Source organism: Bordetella genomosp. 9 (assembly GCF_002119725.1).
In the GTDB taxonomy this organism is placed as follows: Bacteria; Pseudomonadota; Gammaproteobacteria; order Burkholderiales; family Burkholderiaceae_B; genus Bordetella_C.
Genome location: NZ_CP021109.1, coordinates 4,426,070 through 4,442,108, shown reverse-complemented (window position 1 = coordinate 4,442,108; position 16,039 = coordinate 4,426,070). Strand labels below are relative to the sequence as shown.

The following is a 16,039-nucleotide window of genomic DNA, read 5'->3' as shown; positions in this document are numbered from 1 at the left end:
GGCTCAGTAGGCTCCCGACAGCAAGGCCCCCGCGCCCGGCACGATGCGATCCAGGTCCAGGGCCTTCAACATGGCGTAGGTGGTCGCGATGGCCGCCGTGATCACCGGCTTGCCCGTCATCGCTTCGACCTGCGCGACCACCGGCAGCGACGGCATCTGCACGCAGGCCGACAGCACGATGGCGTCGGCCTTGGACAGGTCCATGCCGGCGACGATGCCGGGCAGGCGCGCCGGGTCGTGGCGGCCCACCTCCAGGTTGTCGGGAATCTCCAGCGCGCGCGAGTCCACCACCTCGTAGCCCTCGCTGGCGATGTAGTCGATCACCAGCTGGGTGAGCGGCTTCATGTACGGCGCCACCACGGCGATGCGGCGCGCGCCGATCACCTTCAGGCCTTCGATCAGCGCGCCGGCGCTGGTGATGACCGGCGCATCCGCGCCGTTGGCGGCGGTGTGGGCCTGCAAACGGCTTTCGGACTGGCGGTGATAGCCCGGCCCCATCGCCATGATCGCCACCAGGCAGGCATAACCCAGCACGTCCACGCGCGCATCGCTCAGCTCCACCGCACAGCGATCCGACTCCGCATCCATGGCCGCCAGTTCTTCCTTCACCACCTTCTTCATGCGCATGCGGCTGGAATGGAAGGTGAAGCGCTCGGGCCGGATCTGCTGGCGCGCCAGCAGCATCGCCGGAATCTCCGTCTCCATCGTGGTGTTCGAACTCGGCACGATCTGGCCGATACGGTAGGTCTTCTGCATCGCAACTCCACTCATCGTTATTCACACTTCAGCGCGTCTTCGAACCGGCACCAGACGCGCCTTCCACACGCATGCCGAGCGCCTTGCCCTCTTGAAGGGGAAGCGCGTCGGCGCTTCGGGGTGGGCTATCCCCCGCCCAGGTAGGCGTTCAAGAGCTCCGGGTCGCCCAGCAGCGCGTTCGACTCCTTCTCCGCGGCGATGCGGCCGGTCTCGACGACGTAGGCGCGCGAGGCCACGGACAGGGCGTTATGCACGTTCTGTTCGACCACCAGCACGGTCACACCGTGCGCGCTGATTTCGCGCACGACCTGGAAGACCTCCAGCGCCATCTTGGGGCTCAGGCCGAGGCTGGGTTCATCGAGCATCAGCAGCCGGGGTTCGGACATCAGCGCGCGTGCGATCGCCAGCATCTGCTGCTCGCCGCCGCTCAACGTGCCCGCCAGCTGGCGCTGGCGCTCCTTCAGACGCGGAAAACGGTGGAAGGCAATGCCGACGCGCCGCTGCACTTCGGCGCGCGAGCGGCACAGGTAGGCGCCCAGTTCCAGGTTCTCCTGCACCGTCATTTCGGGCCAGATGTGCCTTTCCTCGGGACAGTGCGCCAGGCCCATCGCCAGGATGTCCGGCGCCTGCATGCCGCCGATGGGACGGCCGTCGAAACGCACGTCGCCGGCCATCGGCGCGATCAGGCCCGATACCGTGCGCAGGATCGTGGACTTGCCCGCGCCGTTGGCGCCGATCAGCGCCACGACCTCGCCTTGCGCGATTTCCATCGACACGCCGTGCAGCGCCTTGAGCTTGCCGTAGCCGGCATGGACGTTGGACAGCGAGAGCAGGGGGGCGCCGCTCACCGGCGTATTCTCCTGCCGCTGCGCGACTTCCTCCCCGGGGGAGGATGCGCCCTTGGGGCGGCCCGGCGCGCTCATGCCGCCCTCCCGATATAGGCTTCCAGTACCGCGGGGTCGTTCTGAATGTCGCGCGGGGCGCCGGCGGCCAGCTTCTGCCCGAAATTCATCACCACCACGTGGTCGGAAACATGCATGACCAGATTCATGTTGTGCTCCACCAGCAGTATCGATTCCACCCACGCGCCCGGCAGCGTCTTCAGCAGGCGCGCCAGCACGACGGCTTCGTGGCTGTTCAAACCGGCGGCCGGTTCGTCCAGCATCAGCAGACGCGGCCGTGCGCCCAGCGCCACGCCCACTTCCAGCAGCCGCAATTCGCCGCACGACAGCGCGTGCGCCGGCGTGTCGCAGCGCGCCTGCAGGTTCATCAGCGCGGCGATCTGGCCGGCCCGTTCCTCGATCTCCCGTTCCGCGGCACGCTGGGCCGGGCCGGGCCAGAAGGTGCGCCACAACGGCGCGCGGGCATGCAGGTACTGCGCCGCCTTCAGGTTCTCGCGCACCGTCAGGTTCTTCAGCACATTGGTCTTCTGGAAGGTGCGGACCACCCCCATGCGGGCCATCTCGTGCGGCCGGGTGCCGGTAACGTCGCGGCCCTGGTAGCGCACGCGGCCCGCGCTGGGCGCGTAGAAGCCGGTGACCAGGTTGAAGCAGGTGGTCTTTCCCGCGCCGTTGGGTCCGATCAGGCTGACGATCTGGCCCGGCTCGACACGGAAGTCGATGTCGCGCACCGCATGGATGCCGCCGAAGGATTTGCAGAGTCCTTGAACTTCAAGCATGGCGTTTCTCCGCGGCAGGCGCGCGGCGCGGCGCAAGGCGGCGGGCATATCCCATGATGCCGTTGGGCGAGAACAGCACGACGCCCATGACGATCAGGCCGAACAGCGACAGGCGCAATTCCTTGAACTCGCGCAGATACTCTTCGAGCAGGGTCACCACGACGGCCCCGATGAGCGGCCCGCTCAGCGTTCCCTTGCCGCCCAGCAGCACCATGATGATCATCGATACCGTGAACGGGAAACCGAAGACTTCCGGGCCGACATACGAGATGTAGGCGGCGTAGTAGGCCCCGGCAAGCCCTGCCAGGAACGCTGCCACCGTGAAGACGAACAGCGCGTAGCGCACCGGATCGATGCCGATCGACACGGCGACGTAGCGGTTCTCCCGCAGCGTGATGGCGGCGCGGCCGGCGTTGGAATGCACCAGCCGATAGGCGATGAACAATGTCACCGCGGCCAGCGCCACTCCGAGCACGGCATAGCCCCGCTTGCCGGCCAGCCAGCCCGCTGCGTCCAGGAAGGCGGGGTGCGGCACGCCGGAAATCCCCATCGGCCCGTTGGTCAGATCGATCCAGTTGTTCGCCACCAGGCGCAACACCTCGGCGAAGGCCAGCGTCACGATCACGAAGAACGGCCCCTTCAGCCGCAACGTTACGCCGCCGATCACCAGCCCCGCGATCGCGCTCACGACGCCGGCCAGCGGCAACAGCAGCCCAGGCGCCAGGCCCAGTTTCGTTGCGCCCAGCGCCAGCGTATAGGCGCCGATGCCGAAGAAGGCCACGTGCCCCAGGGGGAACTCGCCGACGTAGCCCACGATCAGATTCAGGCTGGTCGCCAGGATCGCGTACAGCAGGATCAGGACGGCGATATGCAGCAGGTATTCGTTGTTCACGCCGAGCGCGAAGGCCAGCATCAGCAGGACGAAACCCGCCAGGAAGTTGCGTTCGCCATTCATCATGCACGCTCCGCGCGGGTGGGGAACAAGCCGTAAGGCCGGAAGAACAGGATCAGGATCACCAGTGCGAAGCCGACCAGATCCACCGAGCCCGTGGACAGGTAGCCGCCCCACAGCGCCTCGGCCACACCCAGGATCAGCCCGCCTGCGATGGCGCCGGCAAAGCTGCCCATGCCGCCCAGAATGACCACCACGAACGCCTTCAGGCTCACCAGGCCGCCGATGCTGGCCTGCGCCACATAGATCGATCCCAGCAGCATCCCTGCGGTGCCGGCCAGTGCCGTCCCCATGGCGAAGGTGGCTGCGTAGATCCTGGCCGTCGGAATGCCGGCCAGCCGCGCCGCCATCGGGTCCTGGAACGTGGCGCGCATCGCCTTGCCCAGCCGGGTGCGCTGGATCAACAGGTGCGCCGCGACGATGACGACCGCGCAGGCCGCCACCGCAAAAACGCGTACCTGTGTGATGACGACGGGGCCGAGAAAGACGGGCGTGCCGGCCACCGGCGCCGCGACCTTCTGCGGCGCGGTGCCCACCAGCAGCAGCGCGGTATTGGTCAGGAAAATGGACAGTCCGATGGTCAGCAGAATGCCGGGCTCTTCTCCCTGCCCGCGCACCCGTTCGATCAGCAGACGGTCCACGACCCAGCCGACCGCGCCCATCACGACGATCACCAGCGCAAGACCCGCGAAAAAGTTCAGGTGCAGCGACGTCGTCAAGGCCCAGCCCAGCAGGCCGCCCATCATGTAGAACTCGCCGTGGGCGAAGTTCACCAGGCGCATCAGGCCGAACACCAGCGTCAGTCCCAGCGCCGACAAGGCGTAGAACGTGCCGTTGACCAGGCCATTGACCAGGAATTGCAGAAGTAGGTCGAACAAGGGAAACCTCCCCTTCAGGGTTCCTGGACGGTGGTGCGCGAAACGATTTCCGGCGTGCCGTTCTTCAGTTGCACGAGCACGGCATCGAAGCCGTAGGCCTGGTGCTTGGCGTCGAACCGGAAGTGGCCGTTCGGGCCCTTGTAGTCGGTCTTCTGCATTGCCTCGCGGATCTTGGCGGGATCGGCCGCGCCGGCGCGCTCGATGGCGTCCATGATGATGTTCAGGGCGTTGTAGCCGGCGGCGGAGTATTTGCCCGGGGCTTCCTTGTAGGCGGCCTTGTAGTCGGCGACGAAGGCCTGATTGGCCGGCGTATCGATGGTGGCCGCGTACGGAACGGCGGCATGGATGCCTTCGGAGGCGTCGCCGGTCAGCTTGACGAAGTCCGCCGTGGCCCAGCTGCCCACGCCGAACACCTTGCTGGTCAGGCCCAGTTCCTTCATCTGCTTCACGACGATGGAGCCGTCCTGCGTTTCCGCGGCGACGAAAATGCCGTCGGGCTTGGCCGCGCGCACGCGGGTGAGCAGGGTGTAGAAGTCCGTGGTGCCGTGGTCGAAGTACTCCTTCAGCACGGTCTTGCCGCCCATGGATTCGATCTGCCTGGAAAACTCATCGACCCCGCCGCGGCCCCAGTCGTCATTGACGCCGATATAGGCGATGGTTTTCAGCTTCAGGTTCTTGACCAGGATCTCGGCGAAGGCGTGCGCCATCAGGGAGTCGGTTTCCGCGGAGCGGAAGAACCACTGGTTGCCGCGTTCCGTCAGGTCGGTCTTGGACGAAACGCCGCTGAGCAGCGGGACCTTGTATTTCTCGGCCACGGACATGACGGCGATGGTGGCCGAGCTGCAGAAGGCGCCCGATATGACGGGGACCTGGTCTTTCTGGATCAGCTTTTCCGCCGCGTTGACGGACTTGGCGGGCTGGCACTGGCCGTCTTCGACGATCAGTTCCACCTGTTTGCCGAGGACGCCCCCCTTGGCGTTGCGCTGCGCGACCGCAAGCTTGGCGCCGTTCACATCCGCAATGCCGTTGTAGGCGACCGACCCCGTCAGGGGCTGGATCAGTCCCACCTTCACCGTGTCGGCCGCATATGCGGCATGTCCGGCGACAAGCGCCGCGAGCGCGGCGTACCCCACAAAACCTCTACGCATGGAAGCCCTCCGTTCCGTTGCCGTACTTCACCCTTGCCGGCTTCGCCTGCCGGCGCGTGCTCCGGAAGGCGACTCGAGAATCTTGCTGAAGACACGCGAACCATGGCTCGCGCCGACAGATATTAAATGATTGATTAATAAATTTGGAAGGGGAAAAGCCGGGTTTCCGACCGGGGGTTTTCCCGCACAGTTGCCGGCCGCCAGGCGTGCCGGCCGGGGCGGCGGGGCGGCGCCGGCCGGAGGTGGCGCGCGAGGGCCGTGCCCGAACGAAGGCGCGAAACGATTGCGGCCCGGATGCAACGGGATTGGGATCGGCCGCATCGCCTAGAGCGGGCGCACGCCGGCCGGCAATCGGTCTAGGCCGCGCGTCGAGCGTGCGCACGGCGTCGTCCCTCGCGCTTACGGCGACCCTCCCGGCGAGGCTCATGCCGAACTCAACCGCTTCTACATCGGCGTCCGCGCACAGCGCGTTCAACCGCGTTGCCGACGCCCGATCGCCGTAGTCCGAATCGTCAATTGGTCACCACGCGATTCGAACGAATCATGGGCCGTCGCAGCCGCTTTGGCGCACTACGCCAAGCGGCGTCCTCCACAGATGCTCACGCAGGCCCGGACATGAATCTGTTTCATAAAACCGTTTGGAACTCGGCGCGGCAGCAGTATGTCGTCGCGTCGGAACTGGCCCGGGGACGAGGCAAGTCGTCCCGGACATCGGCTGCGCGTGCGCGCCGCAATGCCGCCGCGCGCCGTGCAGGTTGGATGCTGGCTGGCGTTTTATCCCTGCCGGCATGGGCGTTGGCATCCACCTGCCAATCCGGCACGGACCGACAGGCCGCGCCGACGGGGGGGCGCTGCAGCATCGCGGACTACAACCCGCCGGGCAGCAATGGCGGTGTGGGGGAAGCCGTGGTCAACAACGGCGACACCGTTACCCTGCACGGCACCTCGCAGATCGGTACGGGGTACAACGGCAACAGCATCGTGCCGGCCGACACGGTCAGCGTGATTTCGGGGTCCTTCAACACCAGCGGCCTGGATACCGGCGCGCAGACCGTCGCGGTGAGCGCCCGCAATCCCGCCACGGGTACGAATACGGTGTTCCGCGTCTACGATTCCCGCGCCTTCGTGGACCAGTCGAACGCCGCCACGCCCGTGAACCAGTTCGAAGACGTGGACGGCGATATGTATTACCGGGCGTCGCTGGGCCGGGTCGACCAAAGCGGCGGCACGCTGAACGTGAACCTGGGCGCGACGCCGCACGCTGCGCCGCAATCCAATTCCATCCTGATGGTGTCCAAGCAGACCTATCTGACCTCGGCCGACGGGAGCGGCAACGCGGACAGCCGCATCGTCTGGCAGTCGCGCAACGCCATCGATATGGGGATAGACCCGGGCCTGCCGACGCCGGACGCGCAGGGCCGCCTTACGGTGCTGGTGCCCGTCACCACCTACGCCGGCACGGTGAACTTCAATGGCGTCGATTACACCGTGACCAATGCGGCGGAGCTTGCGGCCTACAACGACGTGCTCGTGAACGCCCTGAAAAGCGGCGTCCTGGCGTCGCAGCAGGCGTATGACGAGGCCTTCGCCAAGGCCTATTCCACCGTCGACACGCCGGTCACCTACATGACCAATACCTCGGACGGCGACCTGACGCGCACGCCCAACGGCGACCGCTACGCCATTCTTGCCGCCGGGGCGAGGGGCTCGGCCACGATCGCCGCGGGCGGGCAGATCGATATCGTGCGCGCGTCCGGGGCGGTGAAGGCGGCCGACGGGGCGACCGTCACCAATCACGGCACGCTGTCGGGCAACATCATCCAGCAGGTGGCGCGCGTGGAAAGCGGCGCGCGCTTCGTCAATGCGGCGGACGGCGTGGTTTCGGCCGGCTATCTGGCGGGCGACAAACTGGATACCGCCACCGCCGATACCTTCTACTACACAGGCTCCGGCGTCATCGCGACCGGCGCGGGAACCACCGTGCAGAACAGCGGCGTCATCAATGCGGCGGGCTTCAATTACAAGGGCTACACCACGATCGGCCTGGGTGTCGCGAACGGCGCCGCGGCGCGGAACGACGGCGTCATCAACGCCGGCGTGAATCCCGGCTACATCACCAAGGTCATCGGCGTGGACGTCAGCGGAGGCGCCAGCTTCGTGAATGGCGCGAATGGGCAGATCTACCTGGGACGCGCCGCGCAGTACGGCTTGAACGAAAGCACCACCGACGTTTCCATCAGCGGGCCCACGTACGGCATACGCATCATGGACACGGGCGATACGGCCATCAACGACGGGCGCATCACCATCGGCTCGCAGGCGCAGAACACGGTGGCGATGTATTCCACCGCGCCCATTTCGTCGCTGCTGCAGAACAATGGCACGATCGACATCAATGGCGCGGCCGGCGGTCTGCCGCTGGCCAATATCGGCATGCTGGCCGACGACAATGGCGCGGCAGGCACCGGCGCCATCGTGCGCAACGCCGGCACGATCAACGTCAACGGCATCAACGGCGTCGGCGTCATGGTCAACGCGAATCCCGGCACCGCGGCCAATGCCGAATCGACGGGCACGATCAACGTCAACGGCAGCGCGGACCCGGCCAGCGGCACCCGCAATTTCGGCGTGTGGGTGGATGGGGCGCAGGGCGTCGCCACGGTCAGCGGGGCGGTGAACCTGGCCGGCACGGGCGCCATCGGCGCGTTCGCACAGGACGGCGGAACGATTCATGTCGCCGCCGCTTCGGTGCCCACGTTCCAGGGGGGAACGGATCAGATCGGGTTCTATGCTTCCGGCAAGGGCTCGGCCATCCATGTGGCGGCGACCACGATGGCCGTCGACACGGAGCGTTCGACGCTGTTCCGCGTGGCGGACGGCGCGGCCTTCACGGGCATGTCGGTGGCCGGGCCCTTCGACATATCGGTATCGGGCGCCGATGCGCGGGGCGTCGTCGCGACGGGGATGGGCACGACCCTGTCCACGGATTCCTCGACCTTCCGCGTGACCGGGACGGCGGGCTCCGCCGGCGGCGCGGCGGCCATCGTCAACGAAGGCGGCGCGCAAGGCACCATCGATGCGGCCACGACCATCACGCTGGGCGCGGCCGGCGCGACGGCCGGCATAGTAGATGGACAGGGACACGACCTGACGGGCGCCGCGGCGGGCGACCGGCTCGATACGACGCTGACCAACAACGCGGCCATACAGTCGGACACCGCCGGCGTCGTGGGCTTCGTGGCGCGCAACCGCGGCACGCTGGTCAACAACAGCGCCGTTTCGCTTTCCGGCGCCGGGTCCACGGGCGTGGTGGTGGGGGCCGAAGGCACGGTGCGGAACAACGCCACTATCCATGTCGCCAACGGCGACGGCGCGCTCGTGCAGGGGGCGAACGCCACGCTGGTCAACCAGGGCGTCATCCGCTCGGATGACGGCGGCGCGGCGGTGCACCTGACCGGCGCGAACGCCTCCGTGACGATCGCCGGCAGCGGGCTTATCCAGGCCGCGGGCGCCGCGGATGGCATCCTGATCGACGCCACCGCGACAGGCGGCACGGTCGTCGGCATGGCCGGCACCGTCTCGGTGGAGGGCAGCGGCGTGGCCCTAAACAACCGGGCGGCTGAAGGCGTTATCGCGCTGTCCGACACGATGGTGAATACCACCGGCGCGGGGGCCGTGGGCATCAGCTCCTCGGGCGCGAACGCCGATGTGCTCGTGCAGGGCGGACAGATCCGCACGGCGGGCGCGGAGGCGACGGGCGTACATATCGGCAGCCGGGGCACGCTGCAGCTTTCGAACGCGACCATCGCCACCACGGGTCAAGGGGCGCGCGGCGTGATGCTGGACAGCGGCGCAACCGCCATCCTGACGGGCGGCCAGATATCGACGCAAGGCGCCGACGCGACGGCCCTGCACGTGCAAGGGCCGGCGGGCGTGGCCACCGTCAACGGATCCCGGCTGGCGAGCGCACAGGGCGCGGCCGCGCTTACCGACGCGGGCGGAACGCTGACCCTGAACGGCGCCGACGTGCAGGGCGGCACGGCCGCCATCGCGGTGACGGACTCCGCCGGCCGCGGCGATGTCTCCACCATTACGGTCAACGGCGGCGCCCTGGCGGCGCAGGCCGGTCACGCCATCGACGTGACCGGTGCGAAGGCCAATATCACGGTGCGCGCGGGCACCACCGTCACCGCAGCCTCGGGCACGCTGCTCAACCTGACGCAGGGCAGCGTGGTGAATCTGGACGCCCAAGGCGTGACGCTGAACGGGGACCTGATCGCCGATGCCGGCAGCAGCGGCACGGTCAACCTGCGCGATGGCACCACGCTAACCGGCCGCATCGATCCGCTGAACGTAAGCGTGGACGCCAGCAGCACCTGGAACGTCACGGCGAGCTCCGAGGTGGGGGCGTTCGATAATGCGGGCATGGTGGCCTTCGCCGCGCCGGGCGGCGACCCCGCGCAGGCGTCCAGCTACAAGACCATTACGGCGTCCAGCTATACCGGGGCCAACGGCGTCATCGCGATGAACACGCGGCTGGCCGGCGACGGTGCGCCGTCGGATCGTCTCATCGTGAGCGGCGGCGCGGCCACCGGCACGACCACGCTCGACATCCGCAACACCGGCGGCACAGGCGCGCGCACCACCGGGGACGGCATCAACGTGGTGACGGCGACGGCCGGCGGCACGACCGCGCCGGGCGCCTTCCGCCTGGGCGCGCCGCTGCAAGCCGGCGCCTACGAGTACCTGCTGTACCGCGGAGGCGCCGCGAGCGCGGACAACTACTATCTGCGTTCCACGCTGGGCGGGCCGACCTCGCCGGGCGATCCCACGCCGCCGGGGCCCCCGGCCTATCGGCCAGGCGTGGTCGGCTACGCGCTGACGCCCGCGCTCAATCTGGACTACGGCTTCGCCAACCTGGGGCGCCTGCACGAACGCGTGGGCGACGTGTATGCCACGGAACAGAACCAGAAAGGCAACCGCAACGGCTTCTGGGGCCGCATCGGCGGCGACGGGCTGAACGCGGATTCGGGCAGCCGCTTCTCGGTCAACCAGCACACCTTCTTCATGCAGTTCGGCAAGGACTGGACGCTATCGCAATCAGAGGAAGGCGGCAGTACCCACGCCGGCGTGACCGCCAGCCTGGGCGTGACCAGCGCCAAGTTCAAGGACAGCAAGCGCGACCTGAACGCGGCGCTGAGCGACGATGCCGGCGACGCCACGACACAGGCGCAGAGCGTGGGCGGGTACTACACCAAGTACTGGAAGGACGGCAGCTACTGGGATTCGGTGGCGCAGGTTACCCACTACCGCAACAAGTACGACGACACGTATGGCGGCGGGGGTACGCAGAACGGCTTCGGCATCGCGCTTTCGCAGGAAGTGGGCAAGCCCTTCATGCTGATGCCCAAGCTGGCCATCGAGCCGCAGGCCCAGCTGGTGTACCAGTATCTGCATCTGGACAGCTTCGACGACGATGTCTCGCGCGTGTCGGGCAACAGCAGCAACGCGGTGCGGGGCCGTTTGGGTTTCCGCCTGTTCGCGCCGAACCTGCGCAGCGAGGATGGCGCGGCGGCCGGTACGCCGTACCTGACCGTGGACGTGCTGCACGACTTCGTGCCGCCGCGCGCCGTGACGGTGGGCGGCACGTCGTTCCGTTCCGATTTCGGCCGCACCTGGGGCGAGCTCGGCTTCGGCATCAACGAAAGCGTGGGCAAGGGCGGGCAGCTCTACGCCACCGTCAAGCTGGCGAAGGAGCTGGACGGCGAGTCGCGTCGCGGCGTGTTCGGTCAGGTGGGGTACCGCTACAGCTGGTGAGGCTCGCGGCCAGGGTCAGGCGCCCGCCGCCATGCGCTCGATCAGGGCCTGGCGGCGGGCGATCTGCCGCGCCTGTTTCAGGTGCGCCATATCGACCAGCACGCCGTCATCGCCGACGGCGCCTTGCCCTGTCCGGTTGGTGTCCTCGATAAGCTTCGCGATGCGGGCTGCCCATTCGCGTTGGGCAGGGGTGGGAGAAAACGCTTCATTGGCCAGTTCGATCTGGCTGGGATGGATTGCCCACTTGCCCTCGAACCCCAGCGCCGCCGCGCGCTGGGCCGACGCCCGGTAGCCTTCGGCGTCGCGGAAGTCCGTATACGGACCATCGACGGGGCGCAGCCCATATGCGCGGCAGGCGTTGGCGATGCGGGCCATCGCGAAATGCCATTGATCGTTCCAGTGCCGCTCGCGCGCGCCGCCGTGCGCGTTGCCCGTCAGCACCGCATAACGCGGGCTGGGCAGGCCGAACACATCGTCGTAGGTCCGCATGTCCACGGTGTAATCGCCGACGCCGAAGATCATTGCCTCCAGCCGCGGCGAACCCTGGGCGATGGCCTCGGCATTGGCGACGCCCATGGCGGTTTCGATCAGGACTTCGATGCCGATCTGCGTGGGGCGGCCGGTTTCGCGTTCGATCAGCGTGAGCAGCTGGTCGACGAAGCGCACGTCGAAGCCGGATCCCGCCTTGGGCAGCAGGATCAGATCCAGTCGCGGCGCGAGACGCGCAACGTCAACGATGTCCCGGTGCGCCCATGGCGTATCCAGGCCATTGACCCGCACCGCCATGGTTTTGCCGCCCCAGTCCACCTCGTTCAGCGCCGCCACGGCGTTCGCGCGGGCTTCGTCCTTGGCATGCGGCGCCACCGCGTCTTCCAGATCCAAAAAGACGACGTCGGCGGCGCTGGCCGCTGCCTTCGCGAAAAAGCGCGGGTTGGTGGCGGGCACGGCCAGTTCGGACCGGTGCAGCCGTTCGGGACGGTGCGAGGCGGGCGGCATTGTGTCGGTAGACGCGTTCATGACAGGTCCATGTCGGATGGCCGCGGCGCGGCCGGTCGGTCGGATGGCGCAACCGCCGCCGGTGCGGAGGGCGCCAGGTGCAGCATCTCGGCAATCGCAAGCAGCCGCCGCGCGGGCGGCACCAGGTCGATGGCCACGAACATGCCGTCGGCGACGCCGGTGCCGTGGCCGCGCCGCGCCTGGTCTTCGTAGGCCTGGACGATGCGGCGCGCCCGCGCGATTTCGTCGGCCGTGGGCGAGAACGCATCGTTGACCGCGGCGATCTGGTTCGGGTGGAACACGACCTTGCCTGCGTAACCCAGGGCCTTGGCCGTCAGTGCGTCCTGCCGCGCCGCCTGCGCGTCCTTCACGTCCAGGAAGAACGCCGCGTCGATGGCCTGGATGCCGGCGGCCGCTGCGGCGGCGGCGATGACGCAGCGCGGATACTGCAGCGTCGCCGCGTCCAGCGCCGCTCCCAGGGCCGATGTGTAGTCGCCAGAGCCGAAGAACAGCGCGCTGGTGCGCGGGGTCGCGTCGGCAATGTCCAGCGCGCGCAGCACGCCCCGAGGCGTTTCGATCAATGCGATCAGTTCGATGGGACGCTGGCGGCCGCGGTCCGCGCCGGAGCGCGCGAGCCATGCGTCGATGTCGCGCAAGGCGTCCGCGGACTCCACCTTGGGCACCATGATGCTGTCGATGCGGTCCAGCGGCAGGGCCGCCAGATCTTCCGCGCCGAGCCCGGATTGCAGCGGGTTGATCCGCACGCATCGCTCGGGTCCGCTGGATGCGCGCTCGGCCAGCACGGCCGCGACGCATTCCCGTGCGCGGGCTTTCTGGGCGGGCGGCACGCCGTCTTCCAGGTCGTAGACCAGCGCGTCGGCCGCATACGTCGCGGCCTTGCGCAGTCGGTCCTCTCGATTGCCAGGCGTCATGAGCAGCGTGCGGCGCAGGCGGGGTTCAGGCATGCTCGGCCTCTTCGTCGTGCGCGGCCGCCACCAGCCTGTCGATTTCCTCGGGCACTTCGCCCAGGAACAGGCGCTGGACGTTGGGGTTGTCCAGCAGTTCCCGCCCGGGCCCGGCATAGACCACCTGCCCGGTGTGCATGACGTATCCGCTGTCGGCGATCTGGAGCGCGCGCGAAGCCTTTTGCTCCACCATGATGACGGTCAGTCCCGACGCGGCCAGCTCGCTCAGTTTCTCGAATACCGTGTTGACGAATTTCGGCGACAGCCCCAGCGACGGTTCGTCGAGGATGATGGCGGTGGGGTCCGTCATCAGCGCGCGGCCGATGGCGAGCATCTGCTGCTCGCCGCCGCTCATGGTGCCCGCGAGCTGGCGCAGCCGTTGCCCGATCACCGGAAAGGTGGCGACCACGCGGTCCAGCGCACGTTCGATCCGCGCGCGGTCGTTGCCCAGAATGTACGCGCCGATGTCCAGGTTCTCGCGCACGGTCATCTCGGGCAGCACGATACGGCCCTGCGGCACGAAGGCCAGCCCCCTGCCCAGGCGCTTGTGCGGCGCTTCCTGGGTGACGTCCACGCCGCCGATGCGGACATTGCCTTTCCAGACGCGCAACAGTCCGGCTGCCGCCTTGATGGCGGTGGACTTGCCGGCGCCGTTCGAGCCTATCACCGCCGTGATGCCGCCGCGCGCGAAGCGCATGGTGGCATTGCGCACCACCGGCACGTCGCCGTAGCCGGTGGTCACGCCCTGCATTTCCAGGTAGGGCCCGGTTTCTTCGTTCATGCCTGTCTCCCTGCGGGCGTGGCCGGTGTGCGCCGACGCGGGGCCCGCGCATGCCTCAGCGCTTGTTCCATGGCGGCATCGGGATGACCGCGTCCGCTGTCTTCACGTCGGTGGGCATGACGATTTCCCGCTTGCCGTCGCGCACCTGCACCAGCAGGCCGGTAACGCCCACCTGCTTGCCGGTCTTCGGATCGACCTTGTGGTGACCCATCACCGTGTCGACTTCCAGCGTGGTCAACACGTCGCGCAGCTTGTCCTGGTCCAGCGATCCGGCCGCCTTCACCGCGGCTTCCATCACCGTGGCGCCGGCATAGGAGAATGCCGAGTAGTAACCGGGGTCGCTCTTGTACTGTTCGCGGTAGGCCTTCACGAACTCGGCATTGCCCTTCGTCTTGAGCGACGGCTCGTACAGCGACATGCCGAAGGCGTATTCGCCGTCCTTGCCAGATGCCTTCAGGAAGTCGTCGATGGATACGCCGTTGTGGATGAAGACCTTGGGCAGATAGTTGGAGGCCTTGAATTGCCGCACCATCTCTATCGCCTCGTTGGGATAGCCCACCGAGACCCAGATGTCGGGCTGCTGCTGGCGCGCCTGTGCAATCATCGAGGAAAAGTCCGTGGTGCCCGCGGGAAAGAACTCCGACGCGGTCACTTTCAGCTCGCGCTGCTGGGCGATGGCCTTGATGGATTTCTCCATGTCGCGCGCCGCGGGGTAGTCGCGCCCGAAGAACGCAATGGACTTCAACTGGCGCTGCTCGGCCAGCGGCCCGATACTGGCCACGTAGGCGCTGATGGGCGCCGCGGTCTGGAAGAGGTATTTGTAGCCTCGCTCCTGGATTTGCTCGGACGCGCCGCCGGAGTTGAAGAAGATGCGCTTGTGCCGGTTGGCCACGCCCGAGGCCGTGGCGGCGGACGCCGATCCCCAGGGCCCGAAAAGCAGGTCGACGTTGTCGTCGCTGATCAGCTTTTCGTACAGACGGGCCGCGGTGGCGGGATCGCTGCGGTCGTCGTAGACGATCAGCTCCACCTGACGCCCCAGCAGCCCGCCGCGGGCATTGACCTGGTCGCGCCACAAGGCCACGCCTTCCCAATAGTGCTTCGCGCTGTCGGCCAGGTTTCCCGACTGCGACAGCGCCACGCCCACGCGTATCGGCTTGTCGGCCGCGCCCGCCGGGCCCGCCAGCCCCGCCGCGCATGCCGCGGCGACCGCCAGAGCGGCGCCGGTGCGCGTTATCCATTTCCGTCGTGGCGCGTCGATCATGTTGTCATCCCGCTGCGTTTCCATCCTCGTCTCCTCCGTTCGTAAGGCCGTTTCGGTGCGAGCCTGGCGGCCATGGGCGGGCCCCGAGCCCGCGTTGCATCAGAAGTACGCTTCCTTGACGCGCTCGTCGGCGCGGATGGCTGCGGCATCGCCGTGCGCGATGACCTGGCCTTCGGACAGCACATACAGGTCGTCGCAGATTTCCAGCACGATGCGCATCTCGTGGTCGATGAAAAACAGGGTCAGCCCCTGGGCTCGCAGAATCTGCAGATGGTCGACGATGCGGTTCTGCAGCCGCGGATTGATGCCGGCGAAGGGCTCGTCCAGCAGCATCACCCGCGGCGCCAGCATCAGCGCCCGCGCGATTTCCACCAGCTTGCGCTGCCCGTACGACAGTTCCGCGCCCCACTTGTCGCGCAGCGGCGTGATTTCCAGGAAGTCCAGCAGCTCGAGCGCGCGCTGCACCGCGTCCGCATCCGATAGCCCGTGCGCGACCACCACCAGGTTTTCCAGCACCGTCATTTCGGCGAACAGGCGCGAGATCTGGAAAGTCCGGCCGAGGCCGCGGCGGCAGATATCGGCCGGCGAGGCGTGCGCCAGGTCCTGGCCGTCGAACAGCACCCGTCCCGCATCCGGCGGCAGGGTGCCCGCCACGATGTTGAAGAGCGTCGACTTGCCGGACCCGTTCGGCCCGATCACGCCTGTGATGGAGCCCTTGGCGATGCGCAGACTGGCGCCATCCAGCGCCACCCGTCCGCCGAAGCTTTTGCGCACGTTTTCGACCACGAGTATGTCTTCCTGCATGTC

The 16,039-nt window shown here is 67.7% G+C and carries 12 protein-coding genes; 1 reads left to right on the top strand and 11 read right to left on the bottom strand.

The annotated features are described in order from the left end of the window. Positions 1-3 precede the first annotated feature (3 nt). The 6 genes from CAL13_RS20400 to CAL13_RS20375 all read right to left on the bottom strand — a co-directional run bounded on the left by CAL13_RS20400 (position 4) and on the right by CAL13_RS20375 (position 5,412). Positions 4-756 (bottom strand): maleate cis-trans isomerase family protein, encoded by a 753-nt coding sequence (locus tag CAL13_RS20400; RefSeq protein WP_086072475.1) that lies wholly within the window; start codon positions 754-756, stop codon positions 4-6. Positions 757-881: 125 nt separating this feature from the next. Continuing rightward, positions 882-1,679 (bottom strand): ABC transporter ATP-binding protein, encoded by a 798-nt coding sequence (locus CAL13_RS20395; RefSeq protein ID WP_086073383.1) that lies wholly within the window; start codon positions 1,677-1,679, stop codon positions 882-884. Beyond that, positions 1,676-2,434: an ABC transporter ATP-binding protein gene (locus CAL13_RS20390; RefSeq protein WP_086059639.1), complete on the bottom strand. Its 759-nt coding sequence runs from the start codon at positions 2,432-2,434 to the stop codon at positions 1,676-1,678. Before CAL13_RS20390 ends, CAL13_RS20395 begins: the two co-directional genes overlap by 4 nt. Continuing rightward, positions 2,427-3,392 (bottom strand): branched-chain amino acid ABC transporter permease, encoded by a 966-nt coding sequence (locus CAL13_RS20385; protein WP_232467715.1) that lies wholly within the window; start codon positions 3,390-3,392, stop codon positions 2,427-2,429. The genes CAL13_RS20390 and CAL13_RS20385 overlap by 8 nt, the downstream gene beginning before the upstream one ends. Continuing rightward, on the bottom strand, positions 3,389-4,264 hold the full coding sequence (locus tag CAL13_RS20380; protein WP_086059020.1) for a branched-chain amino acid ABC transporter permease: 876 nt from the start codon (positions 4,262-4,264) through the stop codon (positions 3,389-3,391). Before CAL13_RS20380 ends, CAL13_RS20385 begins: the two co-directional genes overlap by 4 nt. A gap of 14 nt (positions 4,265-4,278) precedes the next feature. Then, entirely contained in the window at positions 4,279-5,412 is a 1,134-nt protein-coding gene (locus CAL13_RS20375) for an ABC transporter substrate-binding protein (RefSeq protein ID WP_086073382.1), read from the bottom strand. Positions 5,413-6,027: 615 nt separating this feature from the next. On the opposite strand from CAL13_RS20375, the gene CAL13_RS20370 reads away from it, so the two are divergent. Continuing rightward, positions 6,028-11,229, top strand: coding sequence for an autotransporter outer membrane beta-barrel domain-containing protein (locus CAL13_RS20370; protein WP_086073381.1), 5,202 nt, complete (start codon positions 6,028-6,030; stop codon positions 11,227-11,229). Positions 11,230-11,244: 15 nt separating this feature from the next. Here CAL13_RS20370 and CAL13_RS20365 read toward each other — a convergent pair whose 3' ends face one another. From CAL13_RS20365 to CAL13_RS20345, 5 genes are all read right to left on the bottom strand, one after another. Beyond that, on the bottom strand, positions 11,245-12,246 hold the full coding sequence (locus tag CAL13_RS20365) for an HpcH/HpaI aldolase/citrate lyase family protein (protein ID WP_232462458.1): 1,002 nt from the start codon (positions 12,244-12,246) through the stop codon (positions 11,245-11,247). After that, on the bottom strand, positions 12,243-13,190 hold the full coding sequence (locus tag CAL13_RS20360) for an HpcH/HpaI aldolase/citrate lyase family protein (protein ID WP_157664906.1): 948 nt from the start codon (positions 13,188-13,190) through the stop codon (positions 12,243-12,245). The genes CAL13_RS20365 and CAL13_RS20360 overlap by 4 nt, the downstream gene beginning before the upstream one ends. After that, positions 13,183-13,971 carry an ABC transporter ATP-binding protein gene (locus CAL13_RS20355; protein ID WP_086059016.1) on the bottom strand — a complete coding sequence of 263 codons (789 nt, stop codon included), beginning with the start codon at positions 13,969-13,971 and terminating at the stop codon, positions 13,183-13,185. Before CAL13_RS20355 ends, CAL13_RS20360 begins: the two co-directional genes overlap by 8 nt. A 55-nt stretch (positions 13,972-14,026) precedes the next feature. Continuing rightward, positions 14,027-15,256 (bottom strand): amino acid ABC transporter substrate-binding protein, encoded by a 1,230-nt coding sequence (locus tag CAL13_RS20350; protein ID WP_086073379.1) that lies wholly within the window; start codon positions 15,254-15,256, stop codon positions 14,027-14,029. A 75-nt stretch (positions 15,257-15,331) separates the two neighbouring features. After that, positions 15,332-16,036, bottom strand: a complete 705-nt coding sequence (locus tag CAL13_RS20345) for an ABC transporter ATP-binding protein (protein ID WP_086073378.1) — start codon at positions 16,034-16,036, stop codon at positions 15,332-15,334. Positions 16,037-16,039: the final 3 nt, after the last annotated feature.

Bases quoted from the DNA above. Each gene is read 5' to 3' on its own strand.
- CAL13_RS20370 (WP_086073381.1), top strand. From the start codon at position 6,028: ATGAATCTGTTTCATAAAACCGTTTGGAACTCGGCGCGGCAGCAGTAT.
- CAL13_RS20400 (WP_086072475.1), bottom strand. From the start codon at position 756: ATGCAGAAGACCTACCGTATCGGCCAGATCGTGCCGAGTTCGAACACC.
- CAL13_RS20365 (WP_232462458.1), bottom strand. From the start codon at position 12,246: ATGAACGCGTCTACCGACACAATGCCGCCCGCCTCGCACCGTCCCGAA.
- CAL13_RS20395 (WP_086073383.1), bottom strand. From the start codon at position 1,679: ATGAGCGCGCCGGGCCGCCCCAAGGGCGCATCCTCCCCCGGGGAGGAA.
- CAL13_RS20345 (WP_086073378.1), bottom strand. From the start codon at position 16,036: ATGCAGGAAGACATACTCGTGGTCGAAAACGTGCGCAAAAGCTTCGGC.
- CAL13_RS20375 (WP_086073382.1), bottom strand. From the start codon at position 5,412: ATGCGTAGAGGTTTTGTGGGGTACGCCGCGCTCGCGGCGCTTGTCGCC.
- CAL13_RS20385 (WP_232467715.1), bottom strand. From the start codon at position 3,392: ATGATGAATGGCGAACGCAACTTCCTGGCGGGTTTCGTCCTGCTGATG.
- CAL13_RS20390 (WP_086059639.1), bottom strand. From the start codon at position 2,434: ATGCTTGAAGTTCAAGGACTCTGCAAATCCTTCGGCGGCATCCATGCG.
- CAL13_RS20355 (WP_086059016.1), bottom strand. From the start codon at position 13,971: ATGAACGAAGAAACCGGGCCCTACCTGGAAATGCAGGGCGTGACCACC.
- CAL13_RS20350 (WP_086073379.1), bottom strand. From the start codon at position 15,256: ATGGAAACGCAGCGGGATGACAACATGATCGACGCGCCACGACGGAAA.
- CAL13_RS20360 (WP_157664906.1), bottom strand. From the start codon at position 13,190: ATGCCTGAACCCCGCCTGCGCCGCACGCTGCTCATGACGCCTGGCAAT.